The sequence below is a fragment of the Solidesulfovibrio carbinolicus genome (genome assembly GCF_004135975.1).
GTDB classification, from domain to species: domain Bacteria; phylum Desulfobacterota; class Desulfovibrionia; order Desulfovibrionales; family Desulfovibrionaceae; genus Solidesulfovibrio; species Solidesulfovibrio carbinolicus.
Genome location: NZ_CP026538.1, coordinates 1,109,495 through 1,123,782, shown reverse-complemented (window position 1 = coordinate 1,123,782; position 14,288 = coordinate 1,109,495). Strand labels below are relative to the sequence as shown.

Here is a 14,288-nt window from a genome sequence, read left to right as displayed (position 1 = left end):
AAGGCAAGGAGAGTCCGGGCAAGCGGCGCTTCTCGCTGTCGCAAAGGCCTGATCCGCCGTGGCGGGGGGTCATTTTTTGTTGTCGTCGCCCTCGTCCTTGTGGCCGCTGCGGGGATGGGCCTTGTCGTAGATGCCGACGATACGGGCCAGGTCGAGGCTGGTGTAGCGGGTGGTGGTGGTCAGGCGGGCGTGGCCCAGGAGTTCCTGGACGCTGCGCAGGTCGGCCCCGGATTCAAGCAAATGGGTGGCGAAGCTGTGGCGCAGCATGTGGGGATGGGCGTGGCGGGCCAGTCCCGCGCCCTTGGCCAGGGCGTCCACGATGCGCGCCGCTTGGCGTCGGTCGAGGCGACCGCCCCGATTCCCGAGAAAAAGGGCCAGCTCCATGGGTCCCGGCCCGAGTTCGCCCCGGCGGCGCAGATAGTCCCGCAGCCGCTCCCGCGAGGCGTCGCTTAGGGGAGCCAGGCGCTCCTTGCTGCCCTTGCCCATGACACGGACAATGCCCTGGGACAGGTCCAGGTCGTCGAGGTCCAGGCCCAGGGCTTCGCTTATACGAAGCCCCGAGCCGTAGAGCAGCTCGGCCAGGGCCAGGTCGCGGCAGGACGCGGCCGAGCCGTCAGCGGCCGGGGCGGCGAGCGGCGGCGTCACCAGGGCCACGGCCTCGTCGGCGTTGAGCGCCCTTGGCCCGCGCCGTTCGGCCTTGGGATTTTTGACGCCGGCCGTGGGGTCGGCGGCGACGCGTTTTTTTTGCAGCTGGTATTTGAAAAAGCCGCGCAGGGTGGAAAGCTTGCGGCCCATGGAGGACTTGGCCGCGCGGCGGCGGTGCAGCTCGGCCAGAAAGCCGCGCACGTGGTCCCGGGTGATGGCCTCGGGCGTGGCCAGACTCAGGCCCCGGCCGGCGAGAGAGGCCTCGAACTGGGCCAGATCGTCCGCGTAGGCCGCCACGGTGGCCGGAGAGTAGCCCTTGACGGCGGCCAGGGCGGTCAGAAACTCGTCCACGCCCTTTGGCGTGGGAGGCGATGCGGCAGGGGCCGGCGAAGCTCCTGTATCAGCCCTGCCGTTTGTCGAGGACATAGCAGCTCTTGGGGTTTTCCTTGGCTTTCTTCTTGAGCGTCATGGCCGTCTGGGAGGCCTCGCCGAAGTGTTTGAGTCGGCCGTCGCGGTTAAAGACCACGGCGATGGAAATGGCCATGAGCGGAAAGCTGCGGCGGTGGCCTTCGCGGTCCACGGACTGAATGAATCCCCGGTCGCGGTCGTCGGCGTCGTAGAAATGCGGCACGATGCCGTCGAAGCTGGCCACAACGGCCTTGCACGCCTCCTCCACCCGGTCGATGCCCAGGATAAAGACGAAGTCGTCGCCGCCCACATGCCCGACAAAGGCCGTGGGGCCGCCCACGGAGCGCACCGTGTTGACGATGATGCGCGCCGTCATCATGAGCACCTCGTCGCCCCGGGAAAAGCCGTACTTGTCGTTGAACGACTTGAAATAGTCGAGATCGGCGTAGGCCAGGGCGAAGTCCTGCTTGCGGTCGATGAGGTCCTGGATGCGGCCGATGATGGACGTGTTGCCCGGCAGCTTGGTCAGGGGGTTGGCGTCCAGGGACCGTGTGGCCCGGGCCAGGGCCAGGGTGACCCGGGCGCGCAGCATGGCCGAGGTCAGGGGGCGCGTGAGCAGTTCGTCCACCTCTACGGCGCACCAGTCGATGTCCGTCCCCAGGGCGGCTTCGTCCATGATCAGGGCCACGGGCAACTGGCGGTAGACGTTTTCGCTTTTGACCATGGTCACCAGGGTCGGCCCCGGGATGTCGGCCAGGGCGGCGTCCACCACGAGCATGTCCGGCGGATCGGTGAAAAGGGTTTCCACCGCGTAGCGCCCCTGGCTCTGGATGGTCACCTCGGCCTCGGCCGGGGTGAAGGCGGCGTCAAACAGCCGGGCCAGGGTTGGGTCGGGGCTTAAGACCAGAATCTTCTGGGTGCGGGTGAAGGCGCACAGCGCGTCGGAAACCATGGGACTCGGGGGGGGGATGGATCAGGTGAAGCGCAGATCGGCCAGTTCCACGAGCTGACCGCTGAGTTCATCGAGAAGGTTTTCAAAATCGGCCGGCCGGATTTTGAGGATTTTGAGCGCCTCGGGCTGGAGATAGGTGACGCCCACGTCGCCGGAAAAGCCGTATTCGAAGGAGCGCACCAGAAAGTCGCCCAGGTGCACCACGCAGGCCATCTCCGGGTAGAGCTGGGCCAGGTGCGGCTTGTGATGGTAGGACAGGCCTTCCTTGATGTTGGCCGGCAGCTTCCAGTGGTCGGCCAGCCAGGCGTTGATGCGGTCGTGGCCAAAACCCAGCACCTCGCGTTCGGCTTCGAGGTAGAAACAGTCGCGCTCGGCCACCACCCGTTCGATCTCGGGCTTGAGGTCGGGCAACTGCACCGTGGCCACCACCTTGCCCAGATCGTGGAGCAGCCCGGCCACGGCGTATTCCTCGGCGTCCTTGAGCTTGAGCATCCGGGCCACGGCGCCGCTGGCCATGGCCGCGCCCAGGCTGTGCTCCCACAGGCCGACCATGTTTTCGGTCATGACCTCGAAGACCGAGGTGGAGACGATGATCGAGCGCAGGACGTTGAAGCCCAGCAGCACCAGGGCGTGGCCGATGGAGCTGATGCGGCCGGGAAAGCCGTAGACCGGCGAGTTGACCATCTTGAGGACCTTGGCCGAAAGCACTTGGTCCATGCTGATGAGCTTGGCCACCTGTTCGGTGGTGGAGTCCGGCCGCTCGACGAGCTTGGAGACCTCTTCGAGGACCTTGGGCAAGGTGGGCAGGTCGCGCACGGCCAGGATGCGGCCCTTGCGTTCGGTACGCAGATCCTCAGCCATGGCGGGCATCCTTGGGCTTGGCTTCGGTCGCGGCCTCGCCCTCGGGCGCAGGCTCGGCCACGGCGGCGGCCCGGGCGGCCTTGGCCGCTTCGGCCATGGCCACGACGGCGGCGGCCTTCATGCGGAAATAGTGGTCGAAAAGCCGCTTGATCTGGCCCATCCACTTGTCGTCGGGAAATTTGCGAAAAAGATAGTCCAGCCGCTCCAGACGCTTGTCATAGGAGGTGCCGCCCGGTGCTCCGTCGAGCTGGACCGGCTCGCCCTCGACCACCAAGTGGCTCACGCCCATGGAATCGAACCGGTCGAGGATGCCCTGGGACAGCTCCGAACCGGCAGCGGCCACGGCGATGCCGTCGGGCCGGGCCACGGGCTTTGCCAGGATCATGCCCGGCTTGGCCAGGGACAGGGGGATTTTCTGCATGGGTCAAACTATCCTTGCGCTTCCCCGCTGTAGTACATGCCAGGCCATTTCCGCACAAGGCCCTTGATCTCCAGAAGCACCAGCGTGCTGCTGAGATCCTTGGCCGCCACGGCCAGTTCGGCGGCCAGGGCGTCGATGTGGCGCTTGTGGCCATCGGCCAGGGCGGCCAGGGCGGCGGCCTCCAGGGGAGCGAGAGCCAGGGCCGCGGCGGCCGGCCTGGGCGACGCGGCGGAGGACGGCTCGGGCGACGACGTGGCGGCGGCGCGCTTGGGCTGGGCGGCAGCCAGCAGCGGCGCGGACGGCTTGGCGACCTTGGCCGGCCGGCCGGCCCGAACCGGCCGAACCGGCCGACCCGGCGGGCCCGGCAGGCCCGGCCGATCTGGCGGGGCCGCCTGGGACGCCGCCACCGGCGGCGTAACCCGACGGGGCGCGCGGGCCGGCGGCACGGGGCGCGGCGCGCCGACAAAGGGGGCCAGCTCCCGGGCCAGGGCAGAAACGATGTCGTCGGCCGTCTGCACCAGCCTGGCCCCCTGGGAGAGCAGCGCATGGCAGCCGGCAAAAGTCGGCAGATTGACCGGCCCGGGCAGGGCGAACACCTCGCGCCCCTGCTCCAGGGCCAGCCGGGCGGTGATGAGGCTGCCCGAGCGCTCGGCCGCCTCCACCACCATGACGCCCAGGGACATGCCGGCGATGATGCGGTTTCGCACCGGAAAATTGGCTGCCCGGGGCGGCGTGCCCGGAGCGAATTCGCTGACCACGGCCCCGCCGGCGGCCAGCTCCCGCCACACGTCGAGGTTGGCGTCGGGATAGACCAGATCAAGCCCGGTGCCCAGGATAGCCACGGACCGGCCCGGACCGGAAAGCCCGCCCAGATGCGCTTGCCGGTCGATGCCGTAGGCCAGCCCGGAAACCACCGTGACCCCGGCCCCGGCCAGGCCGGCGGCGATGTCGAAGGCCGCGCCAAAGCCGTAGCGCGAGCACTGCCTGGCCCCGACCATGGCCACGCACGGGCCGGAGAGCAAGGTGGCGTCGCCCACGACGTAGAGCATGGCCGGCGGATCGGGCAGCTCGCGCAGCCTGGCGGGATAGGCGGGATGGAAGTACGGCAGCGGGGTCAGGCCCTTGGCGGCGGCGGCGGCCAGTTCGGCCTCGGCCGCCCGGCTGGTCAGCCCCCGGGCCAGGGCGGCGGCCGCGTCGTCGGGGCAAAGGCCCTGGGGGCCGAAGGACCGGGCGTCGGCCAGGGCGGCCACGGCCGCGTCGTAGCGGTCGAAAATGCGGCGCACGGTGCGCGGCCCGATGCCGGGCTGCAGGCGCAGACGCAGGCAGGCCAGGCACTCGGCCACAAAGGCGTCGTCGTCGGCCCAGGTCGCGGCCTGGGGCGGCGCAGCGGCGGAGTCGGTCATTTGGGCAGGGCCTGGAGCTTCTGGCGGGCCACGGCGGCCAGTTCCGCGTTGGGGTAGTCCTTGAGATAGCGCTCCAGGGAGGCCCGGGCGGCGGCCATGTTGCCGGCCTTTTCCTGGGCCATGGCCATTTTATAGAGCGAATCCGCCGCCTTGTGGTGTCCGGGCCAGCCCTTGGCCACTTTGTCGAAATCAGCGATGGCGGTCATGTAGTCGCCCTGGGCAAAGGCCCCCTCGCCCACCCAGTACAGGGCGTTTGGCGTCAGCGGACTGCTGGGGTGGTTGGCCAAAAATTGGTCAAAGGCGGCCTTGGCCTCGGCGGTGCGGCCGTTTATCGCCAGTTGCAAGGCCCGGTTGTATTCGGCTTTTTGGGCCGGACTGGCTGTTTCGGCATAACTCGGGGCCGGGCCGCTGCCCTTGGGCGCGGGCTCCCGGGGGCCGGACGGCGGCGGCGCGACCGAGGCCGGCGGCGCGGTGGGATCGGCCGGGGCAGGAGCCGGCGGCTCGGCCTTGGCCGGTTTTTCGGCCTTGGCGGCGGCCTCGGCTTTGGCGGGAGCTTCGGCCTTGGCCGGCTGGGGTTCCGGGGCAGCGGCCGGGGACGGCGACGTCGGGGGCGTTGCTGCGGCTTTGGATGTCGGCCCGGCTTCCAGGCGGTCGGCGGCGATGGCCGCCTCCGGGGTGGCCGGCGCGGCGGCCGGCCCGACCCGGCCCAGGCCGCGCTTGCCGTAGGCCTCGGCGGAAGCGGCGGTGGAAGCGGTCTGGGGCGGCGCGGACGGACGGACGGCGCTTGGCGGCAGACCGGCCGGCGGTCCGGCCGATTCCGGGCCAGGGCCGACGGCCGGGAACGCGGGCAGGGAGGAGGCGGCGGCCTGGGGCGGGGCCGCCGTCTCGGCTCCCCGCTCGGGCGCGCCGGAAGCCGTGCCCTCGGCCGGGCGTTCCTGGCCGGGGCCGCCCAGGGCCGCTTCGGGATGGGCAAAGCCCTGGCCGAGCGCGCTGCCGCGCGAGGCCCCGGCCGGTATTTTGAGGCCCTGGCCTTCGAGGCTGGCCCGCAGGGCGGCGATCTGTTTTTGGATTTCGGCCAAACGGCCGTCGTTTTGCTGCTGGCGGCCGGCGATGGCCTTCAGTTCGTCCTGGGCTTTTTGCAAGGAGGATTCCACGGCGCGCAGGCGAAAGTCGTCGCTGCCCTTGCCCACGGCCAGGGTATTGCCCGGGCCGCAGCCGGCAAGCAGGCCGCCGGCCAGCATCATGGCCGACGCCGCCAGGGACAGGGAGCGTCGTTTCATCGCCGTGGTTATCCTAACGCTGCAAGACCTTTCATATTTGGAAAGAAACTACGTGACAGGCGCGGTTTTCGCAAGCCGATTCTGGAACCCGGCCCCGGAGTCGGCCGGTTTTGTTGCATCTTTAGCGGAATTAGGGCACAAGCCGTCTGCAAAGCCGCTGGCGCGCCGCGCCGCGCGCGCCGCGCCGGCAGGCAACGAACCCCAGGCCGCAAGGAGAAGACGCCCCATGCCCGAGACTGTCCGCATCACCGTGTTCTGGGCGGTCATGGTCCTTTTCGCCGTGCATCTCGGCCTGGCTCTGGCCGCCGCCGCCATCCCTTCCATCACGTCGGTGGTGGGCCTAAGCAAGGTCAAGCGCCTCAAGATCTTCACCGACAAATTCGGCCAGCAGGCCGCCACCTTTGCCCTGCTTGGCGGGTTGTGGCTGTTTTGCGTCCTGGCCGCCGTGCTGGCGGCGGTATGGTTCCTGGCCCCGGCCAAAGCGCCCTACTACCTTGGTCTGCCCCTGCCCCTTGGCGCGGTGGCCGCCACGGTGCTCGGTGGCGCGACCGCCTTTTTGACCTATCGCGGCTCCTGGCAGCGCTTCAAGACCCAAAAGCCCCTGCACGGACTCATCGGCCTCTCCGCCACGCTGCTGTTGTGGGCCGCCTTCTACGTCGGCCTGGCCGCCTCGCGGCCCCTGGCCCTGGGGCTGGCCCCGGCCACCGACGCCGTCTTCCTGCTGCCGCCGGGCAATTCGCTTTTCTGGCGTTTCCTGGCCACGGGGCTGCCCCTGTCGGTGGGCCTGGCCGGGGCCTACACCGCTGCCTGGCTGGTCTGGCGGCGCGACCGGGACGATTTCGGGCGCGACTACTACAATTTCACCATGCGCCTGACCGCGCGCTTCGCCTTTGGCGGCCTGCTGCTCTCCTTGGCCGGCGTGGCCTGGCTGGGGTTGGGGCTTTTACCCCTGGCCGGCGAGCTGACTACCACCCTGGCCATGTCCCTGGGGAGTTACGGCACCGGGCTGTTGCTGGCCCTGGTCTGCTTCGGCTTCGTCATGCCTCAGGAAAACGCCCTGCGCCACAAGCTGCTGCTGGTGGCCGGCTTTTTCGGCGCGGTCCTGGCCCTGATCGGGCTGTGCGCCGTGGCCGCCAGCCTGATTGCCCCGAATCTGACCATGCTGCTCCCGGCCGCGCCGGCCGCCGCCGCCCTGCCGGCCATGTCGTAACCGGGCTGTCGCCACGCCGTCGCCAACACGGCACGGCAGGGTGCAATCCTTGGCAAACTTCCAAGGAGCGCTCCATGACAAGCCGTTTCCTGCCGGCCGCCCTGGCCGTGCTGCTCGGGGCCGGGCCGGCCCTGGCCGCCGAGGCCCCCACCGTCCAAAAATACCTGGTCGAAGCGCCCGCTTCCGCCAACGTGCCTGCCCCGGCCGCCCTGGCCGCCGCCTTTCCGACTGGTTTCCCCCTGGGCCTGGGCTCGGGCGTGGCCTATGCCGGCCGCGACGCCGACGGCTCCATACTGCTGTGGGCCGTGGGCGACCGAGGCCCCAACGCCGACGCCCCGAACTACCGCGCCGCCCCGGACGCCAAGCCCGTGCCGGCCAAGTTCTTCCCAGCCCCGGACTACGCCCCGTCCATCGCCAAGCTGCGCCTGAAAGGCGACGCCGTGGAAGTGCTTGAGGTCAAGCCCTTGCGCACGGCCGAGGGTAAGCTCTTGTCCGGCCGGCCCATTCCGGCCGGAACCACCGGCTCCACCGGCGAGACCGGCCTTGGCCCGGATCTGGGCGTCCTGCCCATGGACGCCGACGGCGTCGATCCCGAGGGCATCGCCGTGGACCCCACCGACGGCAACCTGTGGCTGTGCGACGAGTACGGCCCGTTTCTCATCAAGGTGGAAGCGGCCACGGGCAAGATCCTCAATAAGTTCGCCCCGGGCCAGGGGCTGCCCGAAATTCTGGCCAAGCGCCAGCCCAACCGAGGCTTCGAGGGTCTGGCCGTTATGCCCGACGGCAAGGTCATCGCCGCCGTGCAGTCGATCCTCGACGTCGACGGCAAGGTCAAGGCTTCCAAGGCCCCGTTCATCCGGCTGGTGGAGCTTGATCCGGCAACCGGCGCCGTCCGCATGTTCGCCTATCCCCACGATGTGGCCATCTACAAGAAAAACGCCGACGCCAAGCTCGGCGACCTGACCGCCGCCGGCCCCGGTCGCCTCGTCACCGTGGAGCAGGCCAAGGGCGCGGACAAGGTCATGCGCAACACCGTGTATGTCGTGGACCTTGCCAAGGCCACGGACTTGGCCGGCAAGACCGCGCCGGACGGCTCGGCCCTGGAAACCGTGGCCGATCTTGCCGCCCTGGAGGGGCTTGGCGTCGTACCGGCGGCCAAGAAGCGGCTTTTTGATCTGCGCGAACTGGGCTGAAAGCCGAAAAGGCCGAAGGCCTGGCCCTGCTCCCGGACGGCAAGACCCTGGTCGTGGCCTCGGACAACGATTTCGGCTTGGCCGGCAAGGTCGAGAAGCCGGCCGCCGACAAGGACGGCAAGCCCGTCGCCGACCCCACCGACTACGAGCTTAGCCCGGACGGCAAGGCCAGCTACGAGGGCAAGCCCGTGGACACGACCTTTGCCATTGTACCCACGGGCGAAAAGACCGAATTGTGGCTGGTGACCCTGCCCGAGGCCGTGCAGTAACGTTCCCGCTCTCCACACGCGAAAGGCGCGGCCGGGGATTCCGGTCGCGCCTTGTTTGTTGCGGTGTTTGTTGCGGCCGCCGGAGCGGCCTGGCCTACAACCCCGGGGCCTCGGCGTAGAGCTTGACGGACATGGGTTCGGCCAGCAGCTCCGGGGCGGCGGCCTTGAAGCCGTTTAAGTGCGGCGTATCCAGGTGGGCGGCCAGGAGTTCCCGGCTTTCCCAGGCTTCGACCAGCACGAAGCTGCCGGGGCTTTCCACGGACTCGAAAAGATCGTAGGCGATATAGCCGGGGTCTTTCTGGGTGGGCGCGACCAGGGCGGTCAGACCGGCTTTGAGGGCGGCCTCCTTGCCGGGCTTGGCCTTGAAGCGGGCGACGACGTGAACGACGGGTTCGGCCATGGGGATGCTCCTTCTTAGTTGTCGATGCTTCCGGGCTAGGCGCTTTGGGGAGCGGGGTCAACCGTTTGGCCGGACGTGCCATGTCAAATCCGTAAGCCTCCCCCCGACCGGCGCGAAAGTATTGACCCTTGCCCGGAAGGCCCGTATCCCTAAAGTGAACACATGCTTGACGTAAGGCGGCCAGATGACCAGCAGCGGTCGTGAGGACGAAACCCGGGCGCGGCTTCTGGACGCGGCCGGAGAGATTTTTTCCTGCAAGGGATTTCACGCCGCCACCGTGCGCGAGATCACCAAAACGGCGCGCGCCAACGTCGCCGCCATCCACTACCATTTCGGCAGCAAGGACCGCCTGTATTTGGCCGTGCTGGAACATGCCCACACCGAGGCCATGCGGCTGTATCCGCCGGAACTGGGCCTGCCGCCCGACGCCTCGCCCGAGACGCGTCTTTTCGCCTATGTTCGCGCCCTGCTTATGCGGCTGACCGAAAAAAACCGCCACGCCTGGCTGTCTCGCCTCATGGCCCGGGAGATGGCCGACCCCACGCCCCAGCTCGCCGGAGTGGTGGAACGCTGCCTGGCCCCGGCCAACGCCGTGCTGCGCGCCATCGTGGCCGACATCCTCGGCCCCGGGGCCGACGCCCTGGCCGTGGCCCGCTGCGCCCAGAGCGTGGTCGGCCAATGCCGCCACTTCGTCATCGACCGGCCGGTGATCGCCCGGCTCTACCCCGAAACCGAAACCGGACTGGGGGGCCTCGACGCCCTGGCCGCCCATGTGGCCCGCTTTTCCCTGGCCGCCCTTCGCGGCTACCAAACCAGCGACTTTGCCCCGCCGCAACTGGAACCCCACTCAGGAGACGTGCTTTGAACCTCCCGCTTTTTCGCTGCGCCGCCTACGCGGCGCTTTTGCTTTGCGTCTGGTCGTGCAGCGGCTCGGAACAAAAAGCCAGCCGCGAAGCCCGGCCCGCCCCGGTCGAAGCCGTGGCGGCCAAGGCCGCCGACGTGCCGGTCACGGTCAAGGCCGTGGGCAACGTCGAACCCATGGCCACCGTGGCCGTCAAACCGCAGGTGGCCGGGGCCATCGTGGCCCAGCTCGTCACGGACGGAGCCAGGGTGCGCAAGGGCGACGTGCTCTTTCGCATCGATCCCCGCCCCTTCGAGCTGGCCATCCGGGAATCCCAGGCCAAGCTCGAACGCGACAAGGCGCTGCTTTTTAAGGCCGAGGAAGACCTCAAGCGCTACACCACGCTCAAGACCAAGGACGTGGTGGCCCAGGGCCAGTACGACGAGACCTTTGCCCAGGCCAAGACCCTGGAAGGCACGATAAAACTCAACCAGGCCACCCTGGACCGGGCCAAGCTCGATCTCGAATACGCCGAGGTGCGCGCCCCCATCGCCGGCCGGGTCGGCTCGGTGCTTTTGACCACCGGCAACGTGGTCAAGGCCAACGAGGCCACGGCCTGCGTCATCAATCAGATCAGCCCCATCTACATCGCCTTCTCCGTGCCTGAACGCTACCTGCCCGCCATTATGGCAAAAATGAAGCAGGGCGGTCTGGAAATCGCCGCCGCCCCGCCCGGCGCGCCTGAGGCCGGAGCCGTCACGGCCCCCATCGTGTCCGTGGACAACGCCGTGGACGTCAAAACCGGCACCATACGCCTCAAGGCCGAAGCGCCCAACGCCGACCACAGCCTGTGGCCCGGCCAGTTCCTGCGCGTGGGGCTGACCATCGAAACCCGCCAAAACGCCGTGGTCATCCCCACCCGGGCGGTCATGGACGGCGTGTCCGGGCCGTATGTCTACGTGGTGGCCGACGGCAAGGCCGAGGCCCGAAAGGTCGTGCCCGGCCCCATCGTGGACGACGAAACCGTCATCGACAAGGGGCTGGCCCCGGGCGAAATGGTGGTCACTGACGGCCAGGTGCGCCTGGCCCCCGGAGCCAGGGCGGAAATCAAGACGCCGGGCGCGCCCGAGGGCAAGGGCGAGGCCAAACCGGCCGAGGCCAAGCCGGCCAACGGCCAGCCCGCCGGCCCCAAACCGGCCGGCGACGGAGCCAAGTCGTGAATCCGGCCGCCATTTTCATCACCCGGCCGGTCATGACCACCCTGGTCATGATCGCCATCCTCATTTTCGGCGTCATGGCCTATACGCGCCTGCCCGTGTCCGACCTGCCAAACGTCGATTTCCCCACCATCGAGGTGCGGGTGTCGCTGCCTGGGGCCAGCCCCGAGACCATGGCCGCCGCCGTGGCCAACCCGCTGGAAAAGCAGTTCTCCACCATCGCGGGCCTGGATTCCATGACCTCGGTCAACACCGTGGGCTCCACCCGCGTCACCTTGCAGTTTGCCCTGGGCCGCAGCATCGACGCCGCCGCCCTGGACGTACAGTCGGCCATGACCACCGCCGGCAAGGACCTGCCCGACGACCTGCCCTCGCCGCCGTCGTTTCGCAAGGTCAACCCGGCCGACATGCCCGTCCTGTATCTGGCCATCTCCTCCGACGTCATGCGTTCCTCCGACGTCAACGAGTACGCCGAAAACATGATGGCCCAGCGCATCTCCATGGTGCCCGGCGTGGCCCAGGTGTCGGTGTACGGCTCAAAAAAATACGCCGTGCGCATCCAGCTCGATCCCGAGGCCATGGCCTCCAAGGGCATCGGCGTGGACGAGGCTGCGGAAGCGGTCAAGCGCGGCAACGTCAATCTGCCCGTGGGCACGGTTTCGGGGCCGTCCCGGGAATACACCGTGCGCTCCAGCGGCAAGCTCATGGACGCCGCCGCCTACCGGCCGCTGATCGTGGCCTGGAGAAACGGCTCGCCGGTGCGCCTGTCGGAAATCGCCACGGTCTCCGACTCCGTGGAAGAGACCCGGCGGCTCAACTGGTTTTCCGGCACGCCGGGCATGGTCCTGGCCGTGCAGCGCCAGCCCGGGGCCAACTCCGTGGAAGTGGTGGACGCCGTCAAAAAGCTTTTGCCCCACTTCCAGTCCCAACTGCCGGCTTCGGTGGGCCTCAAGATCCTCTACGACCGCTCCGTCTCCATCCGCGAATCCGTGGCCGACGTGAAGTTCACTCTGGTCCTCACCGTGGCCCTGGTCATCATGGTGATCTTTCTATTTTTGCGAAACATCCCGGCCACCATCATCCCGAGCCTGGCCCTGCCCATGTCCGTGGTCGGGGCCTTTGCCGTCATGTACCAGCTCGGGTTCAGCCTGGACAACATCTCGCTCATGGCGCTCACGCTTTCGGTGGGCTTTGTCGTCGACGACGCCATCGTCATGCTCGAAAACATCGTGCGCCACATGGAAATGGGCAAATCGCCCTTTGCCGCCGCCATGGAAGGGTCCAAGGAGATCAGCTTCACCATCGTCTCCATGACCATTTCCCTGGCCGCCGTGTTCTTGCCGGTCTTTTTCATGGGCGGCGTGGTCGGACGGCTGTTTCACGAATTCGCCGTCACCATCATGACCGCCATCCTCATCTCCGGCTTCGTGTCCATTTCGCTGACCCCCATGCTGTGCAACCTCGTGCTGAAGCCCCATGCGGCCCAGCGCCACGGCCGGGTCTACAACGCCATCGAGCGCGCCTTCGACAGCCTGCGCGACGGCTACGACGCCTCCCTGCGCTTCGTGCTCAAACACCACGCCGCCACCATGATCTTCTCCCTGGCGCTTTTGGGCGTCACGGTCTGGCTGTTCGGGGCCATCCCCAAGGGCTTTTTGCCCAGCGAGGACACCGGCCAGCTGTCGGTGACCACCGAGGCCGAGGAAGGCGTGTCCTTCGCCGTCATGGTGGAACGCCAAAAGCGCTTAAACGACATCCTCAAAAACGACCCGGACGTGGAAAATTTCATGTCCGTGGTGGGCGGCGGCGGCCCCAACAACACCTCCAACAACGGCCGACTCATGCTGTCGCTCAAACCCCTGGAGGAACGCCAGCATAGCGCCGACGAGGTGCTCCAGCGCCTGCGCGCCGAGTTCGCCAAGGTCCCGGGGCTGCGTTCCTACCTGCAAAATCCGCCGGCCATCCGCATCGGCGGCCGGGCTTCCAAGGGCCAGTACCAGTTCACTCTGCAAGCCACGAGCACGGATGAACTTTTTGCCGCGGCCACGGCTTTCGAGGACAAACTGCGCCACCTGTCCGGCATCCAGGACGTCACCAGCGACCTGCAGATCAAAAATCCCGAGCTGCGCATCGACATCGACCGCGACAAGGCTTCGGCCCTGGGCATCTCGGCCTACCAGATCGAAACCGCCCTGGCCACGTCCTACGGCAACAAGCAGATCTCGACCATCTACGCGCCAAACGACACCTATCAGGTCGTCATGGAACTGGCCCCGAACTATCAAGCCAACCCCGAAGCCCTGTCCATGCTCTACGTGCGCTCAAGCGACGGCCAGCTCGTGCCCCTGGACACGCTTATCACCCGGGCCGTGGCCGTTGGCCCCCTGTCCATCAACCACCAGGGCCAGTCCCCGGCCGTGACCATCTCGTTTAACCTGCGCCCGGGCACGTCCCTGGGCTCGGTGGTGGACGCCATCGAGGACCTGGCCCGGCGCGAGCTGCCGGGGTCGATCTTCACGAGCTTCCAGGGCGAGGCCCAGGCCTTCCAGAGTTCGCTGACCGGGCTGTCGGTGCTGCTGGCCATGGCCGTGCTGGTCATCTACATCGTGCTGGGCATCCTTTATGAAAGCTTCATCCATCCCCTGACCATCCTCTCGGGCCTGCCCTCGGCCGGCGTCGGGGCCCTGGCCACGCTCATGCTCTTTGGGCTGGATCTCAACATCTACGGCTTTGTCGGCATCATCATGCTCATCGGCATCGTCAAGAAAAACGCCATCATGATGATCGACTTCGCCCTGGAGGCCCAACGCGGCCAGGGCATGGCCGCCCGGGAGGCCATCTACGAAGGGGCGCTGGTGCGCTTTCGCCCCATCATGATGACCACCATGGCGGCGCTCATGGGCACCTTGCCCATTGCCCTGGGCATCGGAGCCGGGGCCGAGGCCCGCCGTCCCCTGGGCCTGTGCGTGGTCGGCGGGTTGATGGTGTCGCAGCTGCTCACGCTCTATTTCACGCCGGTCTATTACATCTATCTCGACGCCTTCCAGGAGTGGCTCAAACGGCGCATGGGCGGCCGCCGCCCGGCAAAGACAGCCCCGGCCACCGCTTCCTGACCCTTCGCCAGGGCGCGTCGCCGCCGGCTTGCCATCGGCTTGCCACGGCGGCGCGCCTTGGGTCCTGTCCAAGCG

General features: G+C 68.1%; 13 protein-coding genes. 6 read left to right on the top strand and 7 right to left on the bottom strand.

All coding sequences use genetic code 11. The annotated features are described in order from the left end of the window. Positions 1-69: 69 nt before the first annotated feature. From C3Y92_RS04935 to ybgF, 6 genes are read right to left on the bottom strand one after another with little or no spacing between them, the layout of a single operon-like run. On the bottom strand, positions 70-1,071 hold the full coding sequence (locus tag C3Y92_RS04935) for a tyrosine-type recombinase/integrase (protein ID WP_129350057.1): 1,002 nt from the start codon (positions 1,069-1,071) through the stop codon (positions 70-72). Continuing rightward, complete coding sequence (locus tag C3Y92_RS04930; RefSeq protein ID WP_129350054.1) at positions 1,046-2,005, bottom strand: GGDEF domain-containing protein; 960 nt, start codon at positions 2,003-2,005, stop codon at positions 1,046-1,048. Before C3Y92_RS04930 ends, C3Y92_RS04935 begins: the two co-directional genes overlap by 26 nt. A 21-nt stretch (positions 2,006-2,026) precedes the next feature. Then, a complete protein-coding gene (locus tag C3Y92_RS04925; protein WP_129350051.1) occupies positions 2,027-2,866 on the bottom strand; it encodes an HDOD domain-containing protein in 840 nt (279 codons plus the stop codon). Continuing rightward, positions 2,859-3,287 (bottom strand): hypothetical protein, encoded by a 429-nt coding sequence (locus C3Y92_RS04920; protein ID WP_015862045.1) that lies wholly within the window; start codon positions 3,285-3,287, stop codon positions 2,859-2,861. Before C3Y92_RS04920 ends, C3Y92_RS04925 begins: the two co-directional genes overlap by 8 nt. Before the next feature lie 8 nt (positions 3,288-3,295). Beyond that, positions 3,296-4,690 carry a DNA-processing protein DprA gene (gene dprA / locus C3Y92_RS04915; RefSeq protein WP_129350048.1) on the bottom strand — a complete coding sequence of 465 codons (1,395 nt, stop codon included), beginning with the start codon at positions 4,688-4,690 and terminating at the stop codon, positions 3,296-3,298. Continuing rightward, positions 4,687-5,970 carry a tol-pal system protein YbgF gene (gene ybgF, locus C3Y92_RS04910; protein WP_129350045.1) on the bottom strand — a complete coding sequence of 428 codons (1,284 nt, stop codon included), beginning with the start codon at positions 5,968-5,970 and terminating at the stop codon, positions 4,687-4,689. The genes dprA and ybgF overlap by 4 nt, the downstream gene beginning before the upstream one ends. Before the next feature lie 226 nt (positions 5,971-6,196). Here ybgF and C3Y92_RS04905 point away from each other — a divergent pair, with 226 nt between their 5' ends. From C3Y92_RS04905 to C3Y92_RS21390, 3 genes are all read left to right on the top strand, one after another. Further along, positions 6,197-7,180, top strand: a complete 984-nt coding sequence (locus C3Y92_RS04905; RefSeq protein WP_129350042.1) for a hypothetical protein — start codon at positions 6,197-6,199, stop codon at positions 7,178-7,180. Between the two features lie 74 nt (positions 7,181-7,254). Further along, positions 7,255-8,373: an esterase-like activity of phytase family protein gene (locus C3Y92_RS04900; RefSeq protein ID WP_235669620.1), complete on the top strand. Its 1,119-nt coding sequence runs from the start codon at positions 7,255-7,257 to the stop codon at positions 8,371-8,373. A 53-nt stretch (positions 8,374-8,426) separates the two neighbouring features. Beyond that, positions 8,427-8,642, top strand: a complete 216-nt coding sequence (locus tag C3Y92_RS21390) for a hypothetical protein (protein ID WP_235669619.1) — start codon at positions 8,427-8,429, stop codon at positions 8,640-8,642. Positions 8,643-8,736: 94 nt separating this feature from the next. Here C3Y92_RS21390 and C3Y92_RS04895 read toward each other — a convergent pair whose 3' ends face one another. After that, positions 8,737-9,042, bottom strand: a complete 306-nt coding sequence (locus tag C3Y92_RS04895; protein ID WP_129350038.1) for a putative quinol monooxygenase — start codon at positions 9,040-9,042, stop codon at positions 8,737-8,739. 184 nt (positions 9,043-9,226) lie between these two features. On the opposite strand from C3Y92_RS04895, the gene C3Y92_RS04890 reads away from it, so the two are divergent. Genes C3Y92_RS04890 through C3Y92_RS04880 form a run of 3 tightly spaced genes read left to right on the top strand, consistent with a single transcriptional unit; the run spans position 9,227 to position 14,213 of the window. Then, positions 9,227-9,907 carry a CerR family C-terminal domain-containing protein gene (locus C3Y92_RS04890; RefSeq protein WP_129350035.1) on the top strand — a complete coding sequence of 227 codons (681 nt, stop codon included), beginning with the start codon at positions 9,227-9,229 and terminating at the stop codon, positions 9,905-9,907. After that, the gene (locus C3Y92_RS04885; protein ID WP_129350031.1) at positions 9,904-11,103 is read left to right on the top strand and encodes an efflux RND transporter periplasmic adaptor subunit; all 1,200 of its coding nucleotides are present in this window, start codon (positions 9,904-9,906) and stop codon (positions 11,101-11,103) included. Before C3Y92_RS04890 ends, C3Y92_RS04885 begins: the two co-directional genes overlap by 4 nt. Then, positions 11,100-14,213 (top strand): efflux RND transporter permease subunit, encoded by a 3,114-nt coding sequence (locus C3Y92_RS04880; RefSeq protein WP_129350028.1) that lies wholly within the window; start codon positions 11,100-11,102, stop codon positions 14,211-14,213. Before C3Y92_RS04885 ends, C3Y92_RS04880 begins: the two co-directional genes overlap by 4 nt. The last annotated feature ends 75 nt before the right edge of the window (positions 14,214-14,288 follow it).